This window comes from Bacillus sp. FSL K6-6038 (assembly GCF_038050455.1).
Classification (GTDB): Bacteria; Bacillota; Bacilli; order Bacillales; family Bacillaceae_G; genus Bacillus_A; species Bacillus_A pseudomycoides.
Genome location: NZ_JBBOUH010000001.1, coordinates 1715476 through 1739501 on the forward strand (window position 1 = coordinate 1715476; position 24026 = coordinate 1739501).

The 24026-nt window shown below is 33.7% G+C and carries 31 protein-coding genes and 3 pseudogenes; 26 read left to right on the plus strand and 8 right to left on the minus strand.

Features of this window, described 5'->3' with window-relative positions:
- Positions 1 to 6: 6 nt before the first annotated feature.
- Entirely contained in the window at positions 7 to 684 is a 678-nt protein-coding gene (locus tag NSQ40_RS08820; protein ID WP_003196513.1) for a DUF421 domain-containing protein, read from the minus strand.
- 173 nt (positions 685 to 857) lie between these two features.
- Between NSQ40_RS08820 and NSQ40_RS08825 the strand changes: the two genes are divergently transcribed.
- From NSQ40_RS08825 to NSQ40_RS08870, 10 genes are all read left to right on the plus strand, one after another.
- Positions 858 to 1436 carry a YdcF family protein gene (locus NSQ40_RS08825; RefSeq protein WP_033671070.1) on the plus strand — a complete coding sequence of 193 codons (579 nt, stop codon included), beginning with the start codon at positions 858 to 860 and terminating at the stop codon, positions 1434 to 1436.
- Positions 1437 to 1548: 112 nt separating this feature from the next.
- Positions 1549 to 1866, plus strand: a complete 318-nt coding sequence (locus tag NSQ40_RS08830; RefSeq protein WP_018764335.1) for a DUF4870 domain-containing protein — start codon at positions 1549 to 1551, stop codon at positions 1864 to 1866.
- A 197-nt stretch (positions 1867 to 2063) separates the two neighbouring features.
- A complete protein-coding gene (gene nfsA / locus NSQ40_RS08835; RefSeq protein ID WP_003196519.1) occupies positions 2064 to 2798 on the plus strand; it encodes an oxygen-insensitive NADPH nitroreductase in 735 nt (244 codons plus the stop codon).
- Between the two features lie 98 nt (positions 2799 to 2896).
- Positions 2897 to 3481, plus strand: coding sequence for a DJ-1/PfpI family protein (locus tag NSQ40_RS08840; RefSeq protein ID WP_033796990.1), 585 nt, complete (start codon positions 2897 to 2899; stop codon positions 3479 to 3481).
- A gap of 132 nt (positions 3482 to 3613) precedes the next feature.
- The gene (locus tag NSQ40_RS08845) at positions 3614 to 4585 is read left to right on the plus strand and encodes an ArsR/SmtB family transcription factor (RefSeq protein ID WP_003196523.1); all 972 of its coding nucleotides are present in this window, start codon (positions 3614 to 3616) and stop codon (positions 4583 to 4585) included.
- Positions 4576 to 5385: an ABC transporter permease gene (locus tag NSQ40_RS08850; protein ID WP_033796024.1), complete on the plus strand. Its 810-nt coding sequence runs from the start codon at positions 4576 to 4578 to the stop codon at positions 5383 to 5385. The genes NSQ40_RS08845 and NSQ40_RS08850 overlap by 10 nt, the downstream gene beginning before the upstream one ends.
- A gap of 11 nt (positions 5386 to 5396) precedes the next feature.
- Positions 5397 to 6380, plus strand: a complete 984-nt coding sequence (locus tag NSQ40_RS08855) for an ABC transporter ATP-binding protein (RefSeq protein ID WP_003196527.1) — start codon at positions 5397 to 5399, stop codon at positions 6378 to 6380.
- A gap of 2 nt (positions 6381 to 6382) precedes the next feature.
- On the plus strand, positions 6383 to 7180 hold the full coding sequence (locus NSQ40_RS08860) for an ABC transporter permease (protein WP_003196531.1): 798 nt from the start codon (positions 6383 to 6385) through the stop codon (positions 7178 to 7180).
- Positions 7181 to 7197: 17 nt separating this feature from the next.
- On the plus strand, positions 7198 to 7626 hold the full coding sequence (locus NSQ40_RS08865) for an NUDIX hydrolase (protein ID WP_003196533.1): 429 nt from the start codon (positions 7198 to 7200) through the stop codon (positions 7624 to 7626).
- A 31-nt stretch (positions 7627 to 7657) separates the two neighbouring features.
- Positions 7658 to 8479: a GNAT family N-acetyltransferase gene (locus tag NSQ40_RS08870; protein ID WP_003196535.1), complete on the plus strand. Its 822-nt coding sequence runs from the start codon at positions 7658 to 7660 to the stop codon at positions 8477 to 8479.
- A gap of 280 nt (positions 8480 to 8759) precedes the next feature.
- Here NSQ40_RS08870 and NSQ40_RS08875 read toward each other — a convergent pair whose 3' ends face one another.
- Positions 8760 to 9224, minus strand: coding sequence for a VOC family protein (locus NSQ40_RS08875; protein ID WP_018782499.1), 465 nt, complete (start codon positions 9222 to 9224; stop codon positions 8760 to 8762).
- A gap of 334 nt (positions 9225 to 9558) precedes the next feature.
- Between NSQ40_RS08875 and NSQ40_RS08880 the strand changes: the two are divergent.
- A pseudogene (locus NSQ40_RS08880) lies at positions 9559 to 10344 on the plus strand (nucleoside triphosphate hydrolase); the annotation flags it as partial.
- A 214-nt stretch (positions 10345 to 10558) separates the two neighbouring features.
- Here NSQ40_RS08880 and NSQ40_RS08885 read toward each other — a convergent pair.
- On the minus strand, positions 10559 to 11161 hold the full coding sequence (locus NSQ40_RS08885; protein WP_341286092.1) for an HD domain-containing protein: 603 nt from the start codon (positions 11159 to 11161) through the stop codon (positions 10559 to 10561).
- Positions 11162 to 11342: 181 nt separating this feature from the next.
- Between NSQ40_RS08885 and NSQ40_RS08890 the strand changes: the two genes are divergently transcribed.
- The 8 genes and pseudogenes from NSQ40_RS08890 to NSQ40_RS08925 form a co-directional block, all read left to right on the plus strand.
- On the plus strand, positions 11343 to 12248 hold the full coding sequence (locus NSQ40_RS08890; RefSeq protein ID WP_033796025.1) for a DNA-binding domain-containing protein: 906 nt from the start codon (positions 11343 to 11345) through the stop codon (positions 12246 to 12248).
- Between the two features lie 99 nt (positions 12249 to 12347).
- Positions 12348 to 12761 (plus strand): NUDIX domain-containing protein, encoded by a 414-nt coding sequence (locus NSQ40_RS08895; protein ID WP_003206653.1) that lies wholly within the window; start codon positions 12348 to 12350, stop codon positions 12759 to 12761.
- Positions 12762 to 12970: 209 nt separating this feature from the next.
- Positions 12971 to 13116 (plus strand): annotated as a pseudogene (locus NSQ40_RS08900) (alanyl-tRNA editing protein); the annotation flags it as partial.
- Between the two features lie 111 nt (positions 13117 to 13227).
- Positions 13228 to 14058 carry a TrmB family transcriptional regulator gene (locus NSQ40_RS08905; RefSeq protein ID WP_003196548.1) on the plus strand — a complete coding sequence of 277 codons (831 nt, stop codon included), beginning with the start codon at positions 13228 to 13230 and terminating at the stop codon, positions 14056 to 14058.
- Positions 14058 to 14783 (plus strand): AzlC family ABC transporter permease, encoded by a 726-nt coding sequence (locus NSQ40_RS08910; protein ID WP_003196550.1) that lies wholly within the window; start codon positions 14058 to 14060, stop codon positions 14781 to 14783. The genes NSQ40_RS08905 and NSQ40_RS08910 overlap by 1 nt, the downstream gene beginning before the upstream one ends.
- Positions 14774 to 15085 carry an AzlD domain-containing protein gene (locus NSQ40_RS08915; protein WP_033796026.1) on the plus strand — a complete coding sequence of 104 codons (312 nt, stop codon included), beginning with the start codon at positions 14774 to 14776 and terminating at the stop codon, positions 15083 to 15085. The genes NSQ40_RS08910 and NSQ40_RS08915 overlap by 10 nt, the downstream gene beginning before the upstream one ends.
- 62 nt (positions 15086 to 15147) lie before the next feature.
- A complete protein-coding gene (locus NSQ40_RS08920) occupies positions 15148 to 15318 on the plus strand; it encodes a DUF3951 domain-containing protein (RefSeq protein WP_003196553.1) in 171 nt (56 codons plus the stop codon).
- 83 nt (positions 15319 to 15401) lie between these two features.
- A pseudogene (locus NSQ40_RS08925) lies at positions 15402 to 15617 on the plus strand (hypothetical protein); the annotation flags it as partial.
- A gap of 30 nt (positions 15618 to 15647) precedes the next feature.
- Here NSQ40_RS08925 and NSQ40_RS08930 read toward each other — a convergent pair.
- From NSQ40_RS08930 to NSQ40_RS08950, 5 genes are all read right to left on the minus strand, one after another.
- Complete coding sequence (locus tag NSQ40_RS08930) at positions 15648 to 16007, minus strand: hypothetical protein (RefSeq protein WP_003206656.1); 360 nt, start codon at positions 16005 to 16007, stop codon at positions 15648 to 15650.
- 12 nt (positions 16008 to 16019) lie between these two features.
- On the minus strand, positions 16020 to 16625 hold the full coding sequence (locus tag NSQ40_RS08935) for a dienelactone hydrolase family protein (RefSeq protein ID WP_003206659.1): 606 nt from the start codon (positions 16623 to 16625) through the stop codon (positions 16020 to 16022).
- Between the two features lie 3 nt (positions 16626 to 16628).
- Complete coding sequence (locus NSQ40_RS08940) at positions 16629 to 16964, minus strand: antibiotic biosynthesis monooxygenase family protein (protein ID WP_003196559.1); 336 nt, start codon at positions 16962 to 16964, stop codon at positions 16629 to 16631.
- A 242-nt stretch (positions 16965 to 17206) separates the two neighbouring features.
- Positions 17207 to 17386 carry an H-type small acid-soluble spore protein gene (locus NSQ40_RS08945; protein WP_003196561.1) on the minus strand — a complete coding sequence of 60 codons (180 nt, stop codon included), beginning with the start codon at positions 17384 to 17386 and terminating at the stop codon, positions 17207 to 17209.
- Positions 17387 to 17454: 68 nt separating this feature from the next.
- Complete coding sequence (locus NSQ40_RS08950; RefSeq protein ID WP_003196563.1) at positions 17455 to 18669, minus strand: helix-turn-helix domain-containing protein; 1215 nt, start codon at positions 18667 to 18669, stop codon at positions 17455 to 17457.
- A gap of 117 nt (positions 18670 to 18786) precedes the next feature.
- Between NSQ40_RS08950 and NSQ40_RS08955 the strand changes: the two genes are divergently transcribed.
- From NSQ40_RS08955 to NSQ40_RS08985, 7 genes are all read left to right on the plus strand, one after another.
- Positions 18787 to 20055: an MFS transporter gene (locus tag NSQ40_RS08955; RefSeq protein WP_033797736.1), complete on the plus strand. Its 1269-nt coding sequence runs from the start codon at positions 18787 to 18789 to the stop codon at positions 20053 to 20055.
- 134 nt (positions 20056 to 20189) lie between these two features.
- Positions 20190 to 20714, plus strand: a complete 525-nt coding sequence (locus NSQ40_RS08960; protein WP_018782492.1) for a DUF4398 domain-containing protein — start codon at positions 20190 to 20192, stop codon at positions 20712 to 20714.
- Positions 20715 to 20735: 21 nt separating this feature from the next.
- Positions 20736 to 20879 (plus strand): hypothetical protein, encoded by a 144-nt coding sequence (locus tag NSQ40_RS08965; RefSeq protein WP_176523902.1) that lies wholly within the window; start codon positions 20736 to 20738, stop codon positions 20877 to 20879.
- Positions 20876 to 21670, plus strand: coding sequence for an SDR family oxidoreductase UcpA (gene ucpA / locus NSQ40_RS08970; RefSeq protein ID WP_003196572.1), 795 nt, complete (start codon positions 20876 to 20878; stop codon positions 21668 to 21670). Before NSQ40_RS08965 ends, ucpA begins: the two co-directional genes overlap by 4 nt.
- Positions 21671 to 21835: 165 nt before the next feature.
- On the plus strand, positions 21836 to 21997 hold the full coding sequence (locus NSQ40_RS08975; protein WP_003196574.1) for a hypothetical protein: 162 nt from the start codon (positions 21836 to 21838) through the stop codon (positions 21995 to 21997).
- A gap of 171 nt (positions 21998 to 22168) precedes the next feature.
- The gene (locus NSQ40_RS08980) at positions 22169 to 22795 is read left to right on the plus strand and encodes a cupin domain-containing protein (RefSeq protein WP_003196576.1); all 627 of its coding nucleotides are present in this window, start codon (positions 22169 to 22171) and stop codon (positions 22793 to 22795) included.
- A gap of 136 nt (positions 22796 to 22931) precedes the next feature.
- Positions 22932 to 24020 carry a serine hydrolase gene (locus NSQ40_RS08985; RefSeq protein WP_003196578.1) on the plus strand — a complete coding sequence of 363 codons (1089 nt, stop codon included), beginning with the start codon at positions 22932 to 22934 and terminating at the stop codon, positions 24018 to 24020.
- The last annotated feature ends 6 nt before the right edge of the window (positions 24021 to 24026 follow it).

The following is a 24026-nucleotide window of genomic DNA, read 5'->3' on the forward strand; positions in this document are numbered from 1 at the left end:
ATGTATTTAAGGGGATTTCTTATTTTTTAGGCTAATTGCAAAAGAGCCTTCAGTTTCTTGTACAGAAGCAAATGCAATGTTTTTTATATCTTCAAATCCTTTTTCTAGTAACTCTTTCCGAAGCCATTTTTCATTTTTATGGATTAATTTTAAATTATCGTATTGAATTTGTGCATCAACGATAAGGGCAATTGGTAATCCTGCATATTTTACATCTATATGCATATCTTTTGGAGTGAGAGGAACAAGCTCTCTTTTTGGTAAAATACTAATGGCGCCATTCGCTTCTAAAATGGCATATTCGATTTCATGTACGCTAGGATATCCTGCTACGCGAAGATTAGATAGTAACTCAGCAATTGGATATCTACTTTTCTTTAGATTTTCAAAAACAATATCTCCATGTTTAATTAAAATAATGGGGTGACCAAGAATGAAACGATTCAGTTTATTTAGCAAGCTCAATTTTGTAATCAAGAGATGAAGGCATGTAATCACAATTATACCTACAATAGCTTGCAGAGCGCCATCAACCGGTATAGCTCGAAAAGCTAAATAAGATAAAAAGATAATCGCCCCGAAATCGTGTGGTGTAAGCTGTGCGAGTGCGGATTTTCCTAGTAGTTTAAGCGAGATAAGAAATAATAAAAAGAAGAAGGTTATATTACATAAAAAAACAATCAATGTTTACACTCCTTAATGCAAAGTTCCAATTATCTTATATATACCTTATCCACTATTCCCTTTATTTATTGTAAATATTACTTATCGAGGGTTATTTAGGAAATTAAATCTATACAAATAATGAGAAGAATATTATGATGAGAAAATAGAAAAAATAGGAGTAAATGTAAATGATAAAGAAGAAAAAGATGATGAAGTATAGTTTAGTTGTGATAATGATTATAGTAGGTTATATAGGATTTTTACAATATAACATTTATAAGCATGGTCATATGGAAGCACCGAACGATGCAGACTACATGATTCTTTTAGGAGCAAAGGTGAAAGGAACAGAGCCTTCTTATTCTTTACAATATCGTATTGATAAAGCAGCGGAATATTTAAAAACACATGAACAAACGATTGTTATTGTATCCGGTGGTAAAGGAAAAGGAGAAGACATTTCAGAAGCACGGGCTATGAAAAAAGGATTAATGAAACAAAGTATTGCAGAACAAAGAATTATAATGGAAGATCGTTCTACAAATACAGATGAAAATATTGAATTCTCAAAGTCTCTTATTCCAGCAAATAAGAAAAAAGGGATGATTGTTACAAATGATTTTCATATGTTTCGGGCCAAAAAAATTGCTGAAAAACAAGGGTTGAAGGTAAATGGACTTCCTGCGAAAACACCTAAATCGATTATTATTCAGTCAAATGTGAGGGAATATTTTGCGATTACACAGTATTGGCTAACGAATCGTATATAGTAATAAATCTTACAAAAATGTAATCTGATTGAAAGGTAAAACGATAGTTCCTAAAGTAGTGAAGTGCCATAATAAAGGTAACAAAAACAACGAAACTTTAGGAGTGAATCGTATGAAAGGCAATAATATTTTATCTTCACTTTGTTATTTTAGTATTTTCTTTGCACCGTTTCTATTCCCAATCATCGTCTACTTTATTGCAGAAGATGATGTGAAATATCATGCGAAAAAGGCATTTTGGACACACATTTTCCCATATGCAATTTTGTTTGGTGGATTGGCATTTTCAGGTGTATTCGGTTTAAGTTTTGGAGAATCCGCAAGTGTTGGAATCGGAATGATTGTAACCTATGTAACTTTTGCAATTGTAGGTATTTATTACTTTGTTTGGAATATTGTTAAAGGTGTTAAAGTGCTGAGAGCAGCTTAAACGATTTATTTTTTCAAGAATGAAAGAGGACGAATGGTTAAAAATTCGTTCTCTTTTTGTATAGGTTTGAAGGGTTCTGCTTTAATTGAGGTGAAAAAAGAGCATATTATATAGAAATTTTTAGATGGGCATAAAAGTTGTGATAAATGAAAAGGATATGTTAATTTTTCAGTAATAAGAAATAAGGAGGCTTTACTATGAATGAGATGATACATAAAATGGAGCAACATACATCAGTTCGGAAATATAAACAAGAACCAATTCCTAAGAATATAGTGGAAAGAATGGTACAAGCAGCGCAGTATGCAGCATCATCACATTTTGTTCAGGCGTATTCAGTTATGTACGTTACAGATGAAAATTTAAAGGTGCAATTGGCAGAGTTATCAGGTAATCGTCATGTGAAAGATTGCGCGGCATTTTTTGTTTGCTGTGCAGATTTAAAGCGCTTAGAAACAGCATGTGAGAAACATGGAACAGAGATTAAACATGATGGTGCAGAGGACTTTATTGTAGCTACAGTAGATGCATCCTTATTTGCACAAAACTTAGCGCTCGCTGCAGAATCACTAGGATATGGCATTTGTTATATTGGAGGAATCAGGAATAATCCAGAAGAAGTGAGTGAACTGCTCCATTTACCAGATAAAGTATACCCGGTATTTGGGATGACAGTTGGAGTACCTGATGAAAGTCATGCAGTGAAACCGCGTTTGCCAGTTGAAGCGATTTTACATGAAAACGTATATGACGAAAATAAATATGATGAATTACTAGAGGAATATGACCGTACGACTAATGAATATTATAAGGGAAGATCTACAAATCAAAAGGATGTAACATGGACAGGATCAATGAGTGCTTTTATGTCAAAAGAGAAAAGAATGCATATGAAGGAGTTTTTGAGTAAAAAAGGGTTTAATAGAAGATAAGGTAAAAACAAATCTGCATTAGCAGGTTTGTTTTTAGAAGGAGAAGTTTTTTACTTTCGAATATGTATAAGTGTGTCGAAAGTAAAGGGGCTGATGAAATGAAAAAAGCATTGTTTTTTCTATTTGATGGATTTGCAGAATTTGAAGTGAATCTAGCGAGTTTATTTTTAAAGAGTAAGGGATTTGAAATTGTCACAGCAAGTGTAGATAATGCGACTGTTACAGGAGAAGGAGGTTTCCAGTGTAAACCGCATATTTCCATAGATGGCATAATTGCAAAAGAGTATGAGATTTTAATTGTCCCCGGCGGAGATATCTTTCATCATCTAGAAAATCCTAAGTTATTATCGCTTGCCCGAGAGATAAATGAACAAAATAAATGGTTAGCTGGTATTTGTGCAGGAACCGCTTTATTACAAGCAGCTGATGTGTTGCTAAATAAAAGATTTTCAACTTCTTTAACACCAGAAGTGGAGAGTCTAGCACATCTCCATGAGTGGAAGTATAAACAAAGTATAGATGTAACAGTGGATGGGAAAATCATTACAGCAGTTGGCTCTGCTTATGTCGAGTTTGCAGCTGAAATCATTAAACAACTCAATTTGTTTGATGAGGGAGAAGAGAAAGAAGCACTCCTGTATTTTAAAAACATAAAAGAATTAAGTAAAAAGACCTTAGCGTAGCTGAGGTCTTTTTTTATGAAAATATTTTTAATTTTTCATTGACGTTTACATTGTAAGTTGTTAATATACTGAATAATTTTGCAAAATTATAAAATTGATTCGATAGAAATCGAATCAAAGAGAGGGGAATTTATGTTGCGAGTTACATCATGGTTTGAACGACATGTCAAAGTTGTATATTCACCATTTCGCGAAATGTTATTAAGCTTACATGTTTTATCTAATCCTACCCATCATGTAAAACGATTAGAGTGGGCAGAAAATGTATTAAATCAGATGGATCAGGAGGAAAAAGAAATATTATATGAGATTAATGAGAAAAGCGATGACTGGTTACATTTTATAGATTGGTGCTCTGAGTTTCAGGCTGAAGTCTATGTTGAAGAAGGGATTGAAAAATTACGAGTAACGGATACAAAAGGCTTTCAATCATTTTTTCCTAAGCTAGAGAAAGAATTAGTTTGTAATTTTTTATATCAATATCATCAGCGCTATTTTGCACGAGAGTTATTTCAAATAGAACCATGGCTAGAACGATCTGTATATGATGTGAAAGAAACAATCAAACAAAACCCGTTGTCCCTTTCTAAAAACTTGCATCCGAGATTTTTAATTGATGAAAAGGAAATAATCTTTTTAAAAGCCCGTACTTGGCAATATCGTTATGAGGATTTATCAGCAATTACATTATATCCATCAACTTTTGTCGCACCTCATTTACTAATAGATAATCTTATTTCTACTCATATAAAAGTCTATTATGAGGTGGAAATCGCATCGTCGTATACAGATGAAGTACCAAAGGATCTTTTGCGAATTCTACAAGCGATATCAGATGAAACGAGATTAAAAATGCTAAGAGATTTATCCTTTCAATCTTTTTGTACACAGCAATTAACAGAGCGGTATAGTCTTACAAAGTCAACGGTTTCCAATCATTTAAAAATGTTAGAGTCTACAGGTCTTATACAAAAGGAACGAAAAGGTTATTACGTATTTTATAAAACAAATCGAGAACGATTAGAACAAATTCGTGTTGATTTAGATCAATTTATGGATTTCCCAATTGTTCAAAAATTAGAGGAGGGGAGAACATGTGGCTAACGTTTATGGCTACATTTCGTCGTGATTTCTATACGATGCGTAGAGCGTACCCATGGTCATTTTTTTTAGGGCATATTTTAACTGGTGTATATATCGTATTGTTTGCTTATCTAACATATCATTTTATGTTTCAAGGAAAGTTAGATGCTAATTTTGCAAAGTTAGGGAAGACGGATGATTATCTTTCTTACGTTATATTAGGAGCTGTTTTTTATTCATTTTCTGTTTCTCTATTAATGATTGTGAGCCGGACATTGATAACCGAACTGCGTGAAGGGACGCTTGATGTTTTATTATTAACGCCATCATCTCGGCAAGGTTATTTTCTAGGAGCAGCTGCGCAAGGAATATTGCGTGTGGGACTTGAATTTATCACGATTTTTATTTTTGGTTTGTTTTTTGGATTACAGTTTCGAGAAATAAATATGATACCAGTGGTACTTTTATTATTTATTTTCTTTTTTGCTATATTCGCTCAAGCACTAGTGTTGGGGGCTTTTATGCTCTATTTTCGTGATACATATTTAACACAAAATACATTGTTTATTTTTATGAGCCTTGTCAGTGGTGTGTTTTTTCCAGTAGGTTATCTTCCGGCATTTTTACAACCTATGAGTGTATTGATGCCGCTCTCACATGGTTTATCAGCATTTCGATTGTGTATGATTGAAGGTGGGAATTTAGCTTCCATACAAATTGAACTTATGTGGTTATTGGGATTAGGAGTTGCGTATTTTATTGCGGGTGTATATGCGATGAAACGAATGGAAAAGTATGTGATTGAAAAACATTTTGCATAGGAGGGCTTATCATGATACAAGCAAAACAACTTGTAAAGCGGTATGAGTTAAAAGAGAAAGTAGGTTTTTTTCGTAAAAAAAGAAGAGTAGTTGAAGCAGTAAATGGACTAGATTTAACAATTCAAAAAGGAGAGATTGTAGGATTGCTAGGTGTGAACGGGGCTGGGAAGACAACAACGATTAAAATGCTAGCTACGCTTCTTGAACCAACTTCAGGTGCTATTGAAATTGATGGTATAGACAGCACAAAGCAAGATTTACTTGTAAAGAAAAAGATCAATATGATTGCAGGTGGAGAACGCATGTTATATTGGCGTTTAACAGGTAAAGAAAACTTGCAGTATTTTGGAAGTTTGTATGGATTAAAAGGAGCCGAATTAGAGGAACGTATTCAGTTTCTCCTTGGTCAAGTAGAGCTCAAAGAAGTTGCTAATACACCTGTAGAACGATATTCAAAGGGAATGAAGCAGCGTTTGCAAATCGCAAGAGGTCTTATTAATGATCCAGATTATTTATTTCTTGATGAACCAACATTAGGACTTGATGCACCTGTAGCGAAAAAGCTGAGAGAAATGGTATATCGATTGGCGAAGGAACAAAATAAGGGTATTTTGTTAACGAGCCATTATCTTGAAGAAGTAGAGGAACTTTGTGATCACCTTTATATTATTGAAAAAGGACGACTTCTTTATGAAGGAACTCCCGATAAAATTATCCAGTCTATTGTCCGTGAATATCGTTTAGAAATTGTGATTCCTGAAATGAAGAATGAAACGATAGAACGATTAGAGTATTCTTTAGGGCTGAAGGAAATTCAATATGAAAAAGAACATACGGGTGAACATATACGATATGAACTAAAGGCATCTTTTGATATGACAACAACGGTTTTATCATTATTAACAAAATATCAAATTCGTATATTACAGTTAGAAACACATAAAGCAAGATTGGAAGATGCAATATTACAAATTGCAAATGAGGTGAGTGCGTGAATATGTTTTTTGCAGAATGGAAAAAAAGTCACCGCAATCATTTTCATAGTAAGATGGTTTATTTTTCTTTATTCATTTGGCCGGTTTTATTATTTGCAACTGCTGATTTTTCGGTGAAGCCATTTGATACTTCAAATAGTAGTACACTTGCCAAATGGATGGATCCAAAGCAGATTAGTTTTTTTCTCCTTACAGGTTATATTGGATATGTTTTCTTTTGGAGCCTCGTTCAATCGGCATGGCAAATGTCATGGGAACGCCAAAATGGAACACTTGAACTTATATTTTTAACACCAGCATCGCGTGTATGGATGATGTATTGCCGGGCAGGAGCAAATTTAATAGAAGGAGTATGGATGTTTACGATGTTTTCGATTCTCATCGCATTGTTTCTGAATGACACACCGATACCACCAGTTGAAAATATTGTATTTGCTTTTATGATTTTATGTATTTCGGCTGTTGTGTGGGGGGGTTGCTTAAATACGATTTTTTTATTTTCACGAGATGCTAGTATTCTATTTACAATATTAGAAGAACCGATGCAATTTTTTGCGGGTGTACGCATTCCCATTGTTGTATTACCACTATGGGGCAAAGTACTAGCAGCTTTGTTTCCATTAACGTATGTACTTCAAATTTTCCGTTCATTATTAATGGAAGGAAAAAGTATTATAAATGTATTTCCAGAGTTAGGTTTATTAGCTAGCTTATTAATCATTTTAATTGGAATATCATATGTGCTTGTTCGAAAAGCAGAAAAGCATGCGAAACGAACAGGAAATATGGTTTTATTTTAAGGAATGGGGAGAGAGAAATGGGAATATTTCAAGGTGCAGCGGCATTATGTAAAAATAATGATGGGAAATTGTTAATGGTATTGCAAGGGCGCCCAGATGTAAAAGAAGCAGAACTAAAATGGTCTATTCCATCTGGTGGGAAATTGGAAGAGGAAACATTTGAGGAGTGTTGTATACGAGAAGTGAAAGAGGAAACGGGATATGATGTACGTGTCATTAAAAGTATGTACGAAAAGAAGGGGAATAGTAATGGATATGATGTTCACATTGTGTATTATGAGGTAGAAGTGATTGGAGGAAATAAAGAAATATGCGATCCAGATGGATTAATTTATGAAGTGGCTTGGAAAAGCAGTGAAGAAATAGCAGGTATTACCCTTTCTTTTCTAGAAGATAGAAAGTTATTGCAGGGATTCATAGATTGTACAGCAGGTGATGAAACCTAAGCGCTGATACACATGAAAGGAAAGAAAAAAGATGATATACGAATTGCAGAAAGACCAGTTTATGAATTGCAAACATCTTCTACAAAAGGAAAGGCATATAGAAGTGCAAGCTATCATTGAAGGGAATAATTCGGGCCGTATATTTGTTGACAATGCGAGCGAACCACGGTCTGGTTTAGTTTGGCTTGGAAATTTAGATGGTTTTGTATTTATTGGTGAGGCAAATAACAAAATGTTTAACCTTGAAATAAAAAAGGTTTTAAGGGAACAAATTGCACAAGAAGCAGCCTGTTTGGACTTGAAGTGGTTTGAAGGATTTGGTCATCAAGTAGGGTGGGATCGTACAATTAGAGAAATATTATGTGAACAATCATACGAGGAATCCAATCAAAAAGTATACAAATTATATGAAAGTGCGTACAAAACATATAATGAACCAATCATTGATGAGGTATATACAGTATTAAAAGTAACGAAGGAAAATCTTGTGACATACTCTTTGCTCAAGCAATCATTTTTCGTTTCACAAATTACATCATTTTGGAATTCGGTGGAATCATTTTTTGAAAAAGGAATTGGGTATGTGATTTTGCATGAGGATCAAGTGGTGAGTCTTTGTTTTTCAGGATTTGTAAGTGGGAATATGCATGCGGTAAATATCGAGACAATTTTGGAACATAGAGGGAAGAATCTTGCCAAGAAAGTCGCACATATATTTGTTCAAGAATGTTTCAAACAAGGGTATGTGCCCTATTGGGATTGTATGGAAGTGAATAAACCTTCAATTGCTGTGGCAGAGGGCTTAGGGTTTACAAACATTTTTGATTACATTGTATATGAGTATCAATTTTAATTTGACTAAAGAAAATAAGAAATATCTCAAGGGAAAAAGAATGTATTTGATCTTTTTCTGCTTGGTATATTTTTTTCAATATATTTGTAATTGCAGTGGGTGTACTTTTAACTTTGAAATATTTGATGTAGAAAAGCGACTTGTAAAAGTCGCTTTTCTTTATAAATGTGTAATGCCAAAATGATGGGAGAAACACTATTAATAAAAAAGCCTTCACATTAATTATTTGAGCAATCATATTGCCCAGTGAGGTACCGATGATATCTAGTTATTAAATCATCTACAAATAGGATCGTGATAGTGTAGTCCACTCTTCTAAAGAAAGTTTTTCTGTAATATGTTTTAGTTCATCTGGAACATTAACAAAACTAATAAACTCAATACTATTATCATCTGGATCTTTAAAATAGACAGAAGCATTGCCTTGGTTAGGGCGAACAAAAGGTCCAATGGTAGTTCGATTACTAAATGGAACGGGCGTAATATTTCGGTCTTTCAGCCACTTAATAGATGTATGAAGAAACTCGAAGTCTACTTGAAACGCAATATGGCGAAGGGAAGGATGATACGGCGTTTTATATTCTTCTCCTTCCCAAAGTCCGAGCCAACTTTGTTCTTCTACAATCCAAAAGAAGGCAGTATCCTCATATCTTTTATATAGTTTTAATCCCAATGATTCATAGAATGGTATGGATCTTTCTAGGCTGCGAACGGGTAGATGTGATTCGTATAATCCTTTGATCATAAATAATCCTCCTCTTTAGATAATATATTGTTCTTATTTGTAATTGTAATCTATGTCCTTCTAGGTTAAATCAATAAAAAGAATGGAGAATGATTCATACAAAAGTATGAAATATTCTCCATTCTTTTTATTTTATATTACAAAAAGTATACATTAATCTGTTTAATATCTCAAAAATTCATTTAAAGTTACTTTTAAATGAATATATTTTCTATGAAGTTAAAAATATTACGATTTCATTACAAAAAAGTATTGATTATATTTGTATATAATAATACAATTCTCTTTGTGGAAATAAAAACAAAAATTAAACATTATTTAGGGAATATAGAAAATGAAGAAAGTTATTTTGCCGGTTTTAATGTCTGCAATGTTTGTAGTTCCTGCAGTATCACATGCAGAAAAACAAGAGAATGTGAAACAAAATGCTCCAAAAGCAGCACAGAAAATGCAACAAAGTGGTTGGGTAAAAGAGGGAGATACATGGTATTTCTATGATCAAAATGGTATGAAGAAAACTGGTTGGTTACAAGATGGAGGAAAATGGTACTACTTTGATGCAAACGGAAAAATGAAAACGGGTCGTATTGAAGAGCAATATAATGGTTACTTATTAGGAGCAGACGGTGCGCTATATACCAATGAAGGATGGGTTCAGTATGAGGGAGATTGGTATTACGTTCACCAAGGTGGAAAGCTACACTGGGATTTTCTTGAATATAATGGTAAGACATACTTTTTAAATCCAGATAATAATAAAATGCTATTAGGTTGGATAGGTTCACATCTGGATGGTAATTATTTCCTTCCTGATGGATCAATGGCAACAGGTTGGAATTTAATTGACAACCATTGGCATTATTTCGGCGGAAACGGAGCTGCTTATAATGGCTGGCTAAGCTATAAAGAAAGCTGGTATTACTTTGTTGGTGCTAAGATGAAAACAGGTTGGGTACAAGATAATAATACATGGTACTACATGAATGCAGATGGCATGATGAAAACAGGCTGGTTACAAGAGAATGGGAATTGGTATTATTTACAGTCTAACGGTGCAATGGCGATAGGTAAACATTTCATTGATGGAAAATGGTATTCATTCAAAGATAATGGTGTTATGAGTTAAAGAGAACTCTTTAACTATCTTAAAAGATTTTGACAGGAAAAGATGGCAACTGAAATGTTATCCAAGCATAAAAAGTGAAAACATAAAAATTAAAAGGTGACACACATTGTACATCATTAATGTGTGTCACCTTTTGTAATTTAATATTCTATAAAACGGTATATACTTCTTTAATCATCTGCAAAAAAGTATGAAAAACAGTGAGTTGCTACTGTTTGCATGTCTCGACATCAATGCCGGCAGCAATTAATTTTTTTTCGCCTTCTTGTTCAATAATTTTTTGTAATTTTGATAAGAATGAGTCAAAGTCAGTATGTTTGGCAACTTGGAACGTCATTTTATGTTCGATGGGAATCCAAGTATCGATATCGGCTTCGTTATGCTGAATTTTAACTTCTAGTTTATCAAGAGCATTTGCCACTTTCGCTTCGTATGTTTCTTTTGCTTCAAACTCTATCCATAAATTGTACAGTTCGTCCCCAAGAGGACCTTCTAATGTATGTTTAATATTCAAAATGGCTTTTTGTTCATTTTCTTGTTTTTGTAATTGTAATTGTTCGCTGTTCATTGTGTCAAAAGCAGGAATATCCCCGGCTTCTGCTTCCACGAGATCATGGATAATAACCATCTTTAATAGTTTTTCCATGTTTACTTCTTTATCTAAATAAGGCTGAACTAAAACAGCCATAAGGGACATACGCCACGTATGTTCCGCAACACTCTCTTGTCGACCATTAGAAAGCCAGCTATGTCGCATTTCGTATTTAAGTTTTTCTGCTAGTGCAATGACTTTTAAAATGTTATGTTCCATATGGATCCCCCTCATATTGCTATAAACTAATATTAATATAAAAATAGAATGTGTCAATTTTACGTTCGTTTGACTAATAATTCAGAAATATTATAAAATATTTCCATAATATTTTTTTATTTTTACAAAAGACAAAGAAGAAGTTGAAATTGCAAAAATGCTGAGTGGGAGTGAATATAAAATGTACCAACAGACAGCAATTCATGTACTAGATCTTTTGAAAAATATTGTAAATGGAATGAAAAATATTCAGAAAGTGGAAGAGGAATGTAGAAAAATAGAAAGAGAGTTCCATGTGACGTATGCAGAATTAATGGACTTATATGATAAAATGATAGCTTTTCAAAGAGAGATTGAAAAAATGGGTGGTTTATTTGCATACGAACAATCTCAAATGATGTGGTTGAAATCTGAATTAGAACTTTTATATGCTACGTATCAATTTTGTCAGCATTACAATTTAAATATTTCAGATACTTCAAAGGCAATTAGTAAAGAGAATCTACAATTATTTCCGAAAACAGAAAGTCAACTGCAGAATACGTATTATAAATTAAAAAATCAAGAGCTGCCATTTGAAAATATAAAAAAGGGTAAGCCGGGGCGTAAGAAAAAGCACGAGCCAGAACAGTATGTTTGTGAGAAGGAGAATAGAGTAAAAAGTATAGTGGTCCAAAGTGAAAAGACAGAGAATAATCTGGTTACTATATTATCAGGGATTGTCGATAATTTTGAAACAATTGGTGTAGAGGGCAAGAAACAAGAACTATATCAATTTATGGAAGGGATTTACAAACTTTCGAGTATGGCAGCTGGGCATACAAAAGAAAATAATACACATGAGATACAGAAAGAGCTTCAAAATCTTCGTGCTGAAAATGAGAGATTGAGATATGAAAAAGAAGAGGTTATTTCTAGTATGGACGAAATGACAAATCAAATGAATCGTTTTATTGAGAGCTCTGATATTGATCAAATTCGAACATTACCAGCTTTTGTGAATATGTGTAAACAATATTTGGAGAAAAACAAACTTCATCATGACAAAATGGATACAAAAGAACAAATAATATCTATGAAACAATGAGAGCTACTTTCTATTGTTTTTTATGAAGCTGATAGAAAGTAGCTCTATTATTTTTATGTTAAAATCAAGAAAACTTACAAATTAAGAGGAGAAGTTAATATGAACCAAAAGTTACATCCACGCGTCGGTGTTGGAGCGTTTCTTTTAAACGAGCAAGGCGAGTTATTACTTGTACGGAGAAAGAAGGCACCAGAGCAAGCGCACTGGAGTCTCCCAGGTGGAAAAGTGGAATGGATGGAAACAGCAGAAGATACAGTTGTCAGGGAGATTCAAGAAGAGGTAGGGTTAGAAATTGAACTCACATCGTTATTATGTGTGACGAATCACATTTTACCTGAAGAAGAAGCACATTGGGTATGTCCGACGTATATTGCAAAAGTAACTAATGGGATAGCAGAAAATCTGGAACAACATGCTATTAGTGAAGTGGGGTGGTTTTCATTAGATAGTCTTCCAGAACCATTAACTTTAACTTTACAAAATGCTTTGAAGGAATATGAGAAACTTAAATAAGTATATGGAAATATAATGTATCGAGCTCTTAGTAGAGAGGAAGAAAACCTTCGCTGAGGATTAGCAGCGGGATAAATGTAATCAAGCTATCTTGTTTTAAAGGTAGCTTATTACTTGTTAATTGAATTAAAATTCAGAATTTTATTGACTATACATTTTTTTCTTTTTATATTAGTAGGTATAGTAATAACTACTAAAGGAGTAGGGATATGACAGAGGCATTATTTTTACAGGATACATATAAAAAAACTGTCAAACAGAAGTAACAAGAGTGGATGGAAACCGAGTATTTGTAAAAGAAACGATATTTTATCCAACTGGCGGAGGACAAGAATGCGATACAGGCGTACTTACATAAGGTGAGAATACTTTTGAAGTTGTAAAAGTAAAGAAAGCAAAATCGTCGTTTTGAAGTACGCGCTGTCATGTAAATGCAAATAGAGGTAAATTGAAGTGAGGGATTACAGTGGATGAAGTCATGAAAGAATTGCAAAAGTTAGGGTTTTCACAATATGAATGTAAAGCATACATCGGTTTATTAAAACATTATCCTGCGACAGGATATGAAATTAGTAAACAAACGGGTGTACCGCGTTCCATGATTTATGAGGTACTTGGGAAATTGATGGATAAAGGCGCAGTGCATTTAGTACCATCAGAACCAGTTAAGTACGTTCCAGTATCGGCAAGTGAGTTAATGAATCGAATGCGACAAGATTTTGAAAAGTCATTTGATTTCCTTGATCAGAAGTTAAATTGTTTAGAGCAGGAGCGTCAAGTAGATGTAATCTCTCATATTCGTACGGATGAACGAATTTTAAAGGAAATAAGTAACATTATTGAGCGTGCAGAAGAAGAGTTATGGATTTCTGTATGGGAACAGCAAGTGAGCGAGCTGGAGCCTCTTATTCACAAAAAGGAACAAGAAGGTGTACATGTTTTTTCGATACTTTTTGGGGCACCTCAAACAAAAATAGGAACAACATTTCATCATAATTATATGACTCCAGATGTTGTGAAAGAGCGGATGGGGGGGCATTTAACAATTGTTGCACGAGATGGAAAAGAGGTGCTTATTGCCAATTTTTCAGAACATAGTACATCATGGGCTGTTACAACATATGATCCAGCATTAGTGCTTGTCGCAACAGAATATATTCGTCATGACATTATGGTTGAAGAAATTACACAGGAATTTGGTCCTGATAAATTAGATGCATTATGGCGTGGTAATGCAGATTTAGTTCACGTTGTAACGGGTAAACGCTTGATGCAAGAAACGAAGGGGGAAGAGTGATGGCAAGGGCTGAAGTACAGATGACAATGCACGGGAATGAAACATTTCAACAAGGAGTGAAAGATTGTTTACCAACTGTACTAGGGTATTTAAGTATTGGTATCGCAGCTGGTGTAATTGAAAAAACAGCAGGGTTTTCGTTAGCAGAAATAGCATTAATGTCTACTTTGATTTATGCTGGTTCCTCACAATTTATACTCGCTGGTATGTTTGCCGCTGGAGCACCTACTTCTGCAATTATTTTCACCGTATTTTTTGTCAATCTACGTCATCTGTTAATGAGTGCTGCGCTTGCCCCGTATTTAATGAAGGTTCCTTTCTTGAAAAATATGATAATTGGCTCGCAAATTACAGATGAAACATTTGGTCTTGCGGTTCAGCAAGCTTCAAAAAAGAAGTATCTAAGCGAGAGATGGATGCTTGGTTTAAATGTGACAGCATATTTAAACTGGATCATTGCGAATGTCATCGGTGGTATTTTTGGTGAGTGGATACCAAACCCTCATACGTATGGTATGGATTATGCTTTACCAGCTATGTTTATTGGATTATTTGTCCTGCAGTTAATGAGTAGTCATCCAAAATTAGTCATTCATCTCAGTGTTGCGATTGTGGCAATTGTAATCGCATATAGCATACATTTTTTCGTTCCGGCAAGCGTAGCAGTTATAATTGCAACACTTACGGCAGCGACAATAGGGGTGGTGATTGAAAGATGGAAGTAAGAATCGATGTGTTATTACTCTTAATTGGAGCAGGTCTGGTTACTTTAATTCCGCGCCTATTACCGCTCATTGTATTTAGTAAAATACAAATTCCAGATTGGGGATTAAAATGGTTAAGTTATATACCAATTGCTATATTGGCGGCGCTCCTTGCTGAAGTGCTCTTTATGAATAAAACGATGCAATGGGATTATATAATTGCAGCAATTCCGACATTCTTTGTTGCTGTTTATACACGTAGCCTTTTAGGAACAGTGTTAACTGGGGTGATTGTGATTATTTTGTTACGTTTGTTTATATAACAAGGATTTCTTTCATAGTATATCGAAGAGTGTAATATCATGAATGAAATAGGGGTGGTGTTATGATTCTTTTAACGATAGGTGCTATTTTGTTTATAGTTTTTATCTTCTTCATCATTGGTCTGCTTACTTTTACAATGCTTGTTAATAAAGCAACTCCACAAATTTACTACACACCTTGTGATTCCATGACAATACAATCTCATAAAAAAAATAGAGGGAAGAGAAGTTGATTTTAGGCTTTTCTTCCTCTTTTTATTTATCCCGCGTTAACGGACAGTAAGACCCCATCTCAAAATTCAGAAAAAGTAAAGAAGTTAGGTGGGGGATTTTCGGCACCGGGATAGGGTTGTTTTTAGATACTTTCATTCTTTATTCTTCCTCTAGTATTTGTTCGACGCTTTCATCACAACAAGTTCTATCTTTCGCAATTTGGATGGCTATAGCCTATGCACTATATCTGTTCATTCCTGTATGGATGGAACGATCGTTTGCGAAATGCTTCCTATTTACGTGTAGAAAAAGGAGCTGATTCTTAAAAATCAGCTCCTATAAAACAAACTTACATTTTAGCAATTCCTTGTAATAGTATGCCGAAGAGTAGACTGATAAAAGAGAAAGCACCGACGGATACAGAAATAATTCGATTATTTTTCCATTCTTTTATGAAAACCATAAATCCTAAAATACAAAGAAAATACCAGATTGGTAGAAAAATAAAATCGCTAATATAATCAGGGAGTAATGTATAAAAACTAGTCAAAACTAAAATCCAATGTCCAAGAAATAAGGTCATAACGATAAAGGAATGTCGATAAGGACGGTTTAAATATTTACGATTTTTAAGAGTTGTAAAAATGAAAGCTAACGTTATGAGAATGATTAGAATAACGAAAGCAAGTAAAAGTAATGTAAATGACATAGCAAAACTCCTTTAATACATTTGTTTCGTTATAGTTTTTAGAAGAAATGAATCAATCATTTCATATGCTTGTTTTGTAGATTGTTCGTTATAGTTTGTAGTATAAGGATCCAGAAATCCATGATTTCCTGGGAACTGTTGTATATGTAGAAATGAGTTGTCTTGTCTTTGCAATGTCGTAATAAGAGAAGAAATGGAACAGTTCAATTCTGTTTCTGGAAAAATTAAAAGAGTAGGACATGTAGGAATAATATAAGAGTAGTCTCGTATGCGAGAGCCATAGCAGCCAATAATAAAATTAACTTTTGGATTGTTACTGCATAGCCAAGAGATGGTTGCGCCAATGCTAAAACCTATGATTCCAATATATGGGTAATTTTTTGAAAACTGTATAATCATTTCTTCAATTTTTTCTTTTCCATGTTGAAATCCAACGTTTTGCATAAAATGGGAGTAAGCTTTTTGTTCATCATTATAATGAAAAGGAGCATCTAGCTGTAAAAGACTTGGGCAGAAGATATCTATCTGTGGTGAAGAAAACCTGGATATGACATCCTGCATATGCTGATTTATGCCGTATATTTCGTGAACAACAATCAAAGCTACTTTGTTCTTCATTGATTATAAACCTTTCCTCTTAAAATTATATTCTCTTTCTACAACACATATTTTCATATGAAAGCTTTCATACCATTGTTCACGACCTCTTTGTCTTGCTATAGTATGTACTGCATTTTCTCTCCATTGTTTAATTGCTTCAAGTGACTCCCAATATGAAATTGTAATACCGAGACCAGATGCATCCCGTACGCTGTCAACGTTTATAAAGCCAGGTTGCCCTTTAGCGAGTTTTTCCATTTCTTCAGCGACATCGCCATAATCAGTCGTGTCTTGTGAAAGCTGGGAAGTGAATATAACTGCATAATAAGGTTCGTTACTTTGCTTTGTATCCCTCATCGTATCCCTCCAAATATACTTATGGATTGTATCATATCATAAAGATTGAATAGTATGTCTTTTGAGTATAAAAAAATTTTAGGAAATATCATGTACCGTATTAGGGTAGATGTTAAAAAAATAGAAATTCACGTTATTTGTGAAGTAATGCTCTAAATGGTTGGAAAGGCAAATTGGTGGCCTTCCATTTCATATAACACAAAAGAAAAATCCCACTTCAAATAAAGCTGAAGTGGGATTGCTTATAGTTCCTCTAGACTATTAATTGGAACAGTTAATTCACGATTTGGATTTGTTACATCATATATTCGAGCGGTTTCATTGCTTTCATCAACATGTTGAATCATAACAGGTAGGCCTTGAAAACTAACATGCGCTTGTTCTGATGACTCGGAAAGCTCTTTTGCACGTTGTACATTCATTCTTACATTCCTCCCATCTTTATTATTTTTGCTGAAAAGGAGGAATAATATACCATTTTGAGATGGCTTTAAAGTTTTTGTATTATTTGTAATGTTTCTTTAATAAACGCAGTAAATGTCGAATCAGGGAATTCTTGTATTGCATGAAAGGCTTCGGTTGCTTCTTGAAGCGCTTTTTGTTTATTCTTGAGCTCCATATAACAAAGAGCACGGTAAGCACCTCCGGTTATAACCCATGCTTGATCCAGTGGATGAAGCATGTAATCCGGAATTGTCGCTTGTTTTAATGTTTCTAATGCCTCTTCATATTGTTTAAGGCCGTATAGAGCTTTTCCTTTTTCTACGTAATAAAGTCCGCTTTCTATAAAGGTCGGTTCGTTTTGGAGTTTTTGTCTAAATAGCTTTAGATAGTGTAAGGCTGAAGGATACTCATCCATTATTGTGTTATAGTAATAAGCTTTTAATATATCTATATTTGCAATAGATATGGTATCTTCTGTAAAAATAGCAAATTGCTCTGATTTATTTATATAGTGTAAATATTTATCTTTATCAGCTACTAATACCTTTTGATAAGAAAGAATTCGATATAATTCATCCGTTTTATAATATACTTGATGTTTTTTTGAGAATTCCAATGCTTGTAAACTAACCTTTTCACAGTCTTCATAATTGCCGTATGCGAGTAAAACAATTGCTTCACATAAGAAAAGTTCTATTTGTATAATAAGGTCCATTTCTAATTGTTTTGTTTCATATTCTTTTTGAATAGATGCAAGAAGATCTAGACATTCTTCATATTTTTTTCGTGTAAATAATACATGACAAAGCATTAAATTTGTTTGTGTACTTTCACGATATAAAGCATATTTTTGAAAAATTGCTACGGCTTTTTCGATATAAGAATGTATGTTGTAATCTTTTAAATGGAAAGCAGCGCTTATAAATTGTTTATATAAACGAGCTGTATTTAAAGTGGACGGTAGTTCCTTTTGAACAATAGGTAGCAGTGTATGATATACTTCTTCAAACTTTTTATGTTTTATAGCTTGTTCCATTTTGGGAAGCAGTTTTGCCACTTCTTCATTATCTTCTTCCAGTAAAAAACTCGCCTCACATTCAAGCTTACTAGCAAGATATTGTAATGTCTTCATAGAAGGCGTTGCTTTCCCATTTTCAATTTGACTCAGCATACTTTTCGTTAATTCTGAGCCCGCTAATTCTGTTTGTGTAAGACGCTTTTCTTTTCGTAATGCTTTAATTTTTTCACCAAGAGTAGCCATATTGTTGCTCCTTTATCATAAAAAGTTAAATACGATTAAACTTTTTATTGTCAAAATCTGAAGAATGATTATATAATAAGTTTAACACAATTTAACTTTTAAGGGGAGAGTGACGTAATGGGGGATGTAAGTATAAGTCAAAATGATCCCAGAATCAAAATTGCAACGAGAAATATCATTTTGATGATGATTGGAAAAATGACTTCTTTATTAGGTGCAGGGATTTATACGTTTGCAATGGGGTTATATGTTTTAAAAACAACAGGATCAGGAGTAGGTTTTGCAATTACACTTATTTGTGGCTCAATTCCAAGAATGGTATGTGGACCAATTGCAGGGGCTGTGGCAGACCGAATAAACAGACGGTGGGTTGTTATTGGTGCAGACCTATTAAGTAGTCTTATCATGTTAACAATGTTTTTATTTTCTACTTTATTTGGTATTTCGCTTCTATTCATCTATGTATCTGCAGCACTGTTATCAATATGTGCAGGTTTTTACTCTGTTTCCTTTACAGCTTCTATTCCAACTTTAGTTGACAGTACACGTATTCAACAAGCTAGTTCTTTAAATCAAACAGCGACATCACTTTCGACTATTTTAGCACCGATTATTGGTGGAATGGTGTTTGGTTTGTCTTCAATGAAATTCTTTTTTCTTTTAAATGGTATTACATTTTTTTTAGCGGTAATTGTACAGTTCTTTATTGTATTTGATCTGTATAAAGTACAAGCAGAACAGAAGAAAGCTGATTTTTTATCCAGTATTAAAGAGGGATTCTTATATGTAAAAAGACGTGATGATATGTATACGATGTTAAAAGTGTTTATTTGGATTAATTTCTTTGGCAGTGCACTGTTTGTTGCACTTCCGTATATTATCATTCAAAACTTACGTTTATCGTCTCAGCAACTAGGTGTTGTGGAAGGAATGTTGGCGGTAGGAATGTTGGTTGCATCAATTGTTTTATCTGTTCGTAAGGAAATGAATAATTTATTTCGCGCGGTTCGCATTAGTTTATTTGTCTTAGCGGGTTTGTATTTGTGTACTGCATTTCCGTTATTAGTTACAATTCCAGGGACGGTAAGTTTTATTTACTATATAATTTTTATGCTTATTTTTGGAATGACGAGCATTTCCATTAATGTTCCCCTTCAAGTATATGTTCAGAAAACAACTGATTCACAATATCTAGGACGGGTTTTTGGATTAATTGAAACAATTTCTACGGCAATTACGCCTCTTGGAATTATTTTGTATGGATTTTTATTAGATATAATGCCAACTAGTATGGTAATGGTTATTTCGGCTATTGGAGTATGGATGGTAGTATTATTAGGGATGAAACAAATGGATGTGAAAAAACAAGTGGATGTATCAGCATAGATGTACAATGTTTTTCTAGGAAAACTTCATTTTGAAGGAAATGAAGTTTTTTCTTTTTTGAAAGTGTTTTTTAGTTATGATAAATTAAATTTAGAAATCCATGTTGAATGGCAAGAGAGAGGGAGAAGAACAACATGAAATACAAAATGGTTGTAATGCTTTTTGTACTGTTTATAGTGGCTGGATGTAGCAGTAATTACGATATCCAAGTTGATACAGGTATGCAGGCATTAAAAGATGAGAAATATAGTGACGCAATTATGTGGTTTGAAAAAGCAGAAAAAGAAAAATCTACGAATGAGGTAAAAGCCTATAAAGAAGTTGCTAGCCTGATGGATCATGGTGCAACGGCGTTAAAAGATGGTAAATATTTAGAAGCAAAGGATGACGCGAACCAAGTATTACAAAAGAAAAAGGATGCATCCCTTGAGAAATCTGTAAAGTCAAACGCAGAAAATATGCTTCAAAAGGCAAAAGACATTGAAGAAAAAGAAAAGGAAAGAATTGCAAAGCAGAAAAAAGTGGACGAAGAAGGAATTGATAAAGTAATTAAAGCGGTAGATAGTATTGATGAAGTAAAAGAAAAGCAGAAGAAAGCTGGAGAAGTATTGGATAAAGCTGAAAATGCACAAGAAAAAATAGAAGCGAAGAAAAACTAATAGAATAGTATTTGAAAAGGTATGTATGAGGCTGTCATTTTTATGACAGCCTTTCTTTTTGAACATTTTTTAACAAATGAAAGAAATAAAAAAACACAGGAAATATTTGGTATAATAAAATTATTGGAAAAGTTTTCTACAAATCATAAGGGGGCTATGAAATGAGAAAATTAGATGGAAAAGTTGCTTTTGTTACCGGTGCTGCAATGGGGAATGGTGCTGGAATTGCCCATGTATTTGCTGAATTAGGAGCGAAAGTATTACTTGTTGATATTTCAGAAAAGGTTCATGAAACAGCAAAAGAAATTGTTAGTAAGGGGTTAGAAGCAGCTAGTTACGAAGTAGATGTAACTGACTTTGCAGCTGTAAAAGAAATAGCAAAAGATGTATACGAAAAATATGGGAAGATTGATATATTAGTGAATAACGCAGGAGTTATTCGTCTTGCTAACTTTTTAGAGATGTCAGATGAAATGCGTGATTTTCAATTTCAAGTAAATATTAACGGTGTGTGGAACTTCTCTAAAGCAGTCTTGCCATATATGATTGAGAAAAACTATGGAAAAATCGTGAACATGTCTTCTGTAACAGGAACGCTAGTTGCAGATGAAGGAGAAACAGCTTATGCGACAACCAAGGCCGCTATTTGGGGATTCACAAAAGCGTTAGCACGTGAAGTAGCCAAGCATCATATTACGGTAAATGCGATTTGTCCAGGCTATATTATGACGCCAATGGCAGAGCAAATTGCAAATGAGTCTGATCCAAATGAACCGAATAGTGTTATTGATGGAATCGCTTCAGGTGTTCCGTTAGGACGTTTAGGGAAAATTGAAGAAGTAGGACAATTAGCTGGATTCCTTGCATCTGACGAATCAAGTTACATAACAGGAACACACATTGTAATTGATGGTGGAAGTACATTGCCAGAAACAGTTTCTGTTGGTGTGGAGTAATATTTAAATATAGGAGGAATCTTAATGTTTTTAGGGTTTCTCCTATTAGGGTGTTTTTTTGTATAATTAGAAAAATCAATTTTGTTACAATAACTTGAATTTCCACTATTTCATCAAAAAAAGGAATATAATAAATGTATAACCTATTACAAGGAAGTGTAACTTATGAGTACAGTAGCTATCGTATATGGTATTATTCTTTCTACTATTATTGCTTTATTTGTTTTTGGAGTTTCACGTTATATCCACAAATGGAAAGAAGGGATTGCAAAGTTAAATCATATTGAAGAAGAACTTGGCGATTTAATGTTACATCATGGTAAGTAAAGAGGTTTATTTTTTAGTTAAACAATGTGAAGGATATCACAAAACATGCTAGCATTGTGGAGCATGTTTTTTTGTTATGTAAAAACGATAGTAGATAGGCACATCAGTTTGATTTCTTCCATACGATACAATGTTAAGTATGAAATGTTGGGAATAGAAAAGAGGGATCGAATGGCTAATTCAGGATATGTTCCAGATAATAAAAACTTAAAGAAAAGTTCTGGGACACCAAATCTTTTCTTTGACTCACGGGAAAATATATTTTTTAAACGAGATGATAAAAATATTGCTTATGAAGTGACTTCAACACAATTACCAGCAATGATTGGAGGAGCGTTTGTCGATCTTTTTATGACGAAAGGTCATATGAGGGAACCACATTGGCATCCAAACGCTTGGGAATTAGATGTCATCGTTTCTGGAGAAGCAATTACTTCTATTTTAAATCCAGAAACGAATCAACTGCAAAATTATCGAGCGAAAGCTGGGCAAACGGTATTTATTCCAATGGGTTGGTGGCACTGGATTACGGCTGTATCAGAAGAAGCCCATTTACATCTCTTCTTCAATAATGATCAATTTGAAACAGCTGAGGGTTCAGATGTCCTTAGAATGACCCCACCAGAAGTATTCCAAGTCGCTTACGGTGTTAATGCTGAACATTTAGCTAAGGATCTTGCACCTATTAAAGAATCTGTTGTGATTGGACCACCTAATTTAAAGCGTTTTACGGATGAACAGCGGTCTGATATAGTGGTTGTATTAAACGGAGAGGTGACTTCGTGTGAGATAGAGTAGCCCTTGTTCTTGAGTGAGGGCTATTTCATTTGTGTGTTTCTAGCAAAATACTGGATTTTTTTACATAAAACCCCCTTGTATATTTGATATAATGAATATATTGATAAAAAGGTATTTTGTTAGGGGGAGCAATATAGTGAAGGTGTTAAAGGTTATAGGATGGAGTATTTTTATTATTATAGCAATCATCATAGCGATTTTAGCGATTATGGAATATTACTATTCAAAAGAAGATCCAAACTATGTGCTAGATTACATAAAAGAGCATAAGAATGAGCAAACATGTTCATTAATGATTAGAAGAAATGGTGAAATTTTAGCTACTGTGAATGAGAATAAAAAACTACCGTTAGCAAGTATGGCAAAAATAGTAGTAGCAGTGGAATTTGCAAAACAAGTTTCAGAAGAAAAGATAAATCCACAGGAGCAAATTCCATTACAAGATTTAGAAAAATACTACGTACCAGACACAGATGCTGGAGCGCATCCGGCATGGTTAGAGGATGCAAAAATAAGAAATGCAATAAAAAATGAAAAGCTTTCTTTAGAAGAAGTAGCCCGAGGTATGATTCACTTTAGTTCTAATGCAAATACAACCTATTTATTAGAAAAATTAGGACTCGAAAGAATAAATAATAGCTTAAAAGAATTAGAGCTAAATAGCCATGATGCATTCTATCCATATACATCCCCCTTATATATGAGAGGGTATGTAGAAAAAGAACTGAATGTACCTAAAGATCAATCATTAGAAGTGTTACGTAAAATGTCTATGGATGAATATAGAAAGCATGCTTTGAAAATACATGAATGGATGAAAGATGAAGCGGAATGGAAAAAACACAATATACCATTAAAAGTTGACATGGAATTTCAACGTATTTGGTCTGATAGGCTAGTAAGGGCAACTGCAAAAGACTACATGAGTCTAATAGGGAAAATCAATAATAGAACTGCTTTTCCAAAGCCAATGCAAGATGAGATTGAGAAGATTTTTAATGGGACTGTTGGAGATAGTATATATGAACATGCTGGTAAAAAAGGAGGTTCAACTCCATTTGTATTGACAAATAGTTTTTATGGTACAGATAAAGAAGGAAACAAGGTTGAAATAGTCTTTATGTCTAATGATTTAGATTCTATGGAATTACAAAAACTTAAGAATAACTTAGATTATTTTATTCGATCTGTAGTAATGAGTGAGGAATTTAGAAAAAAGTTATAACAATAT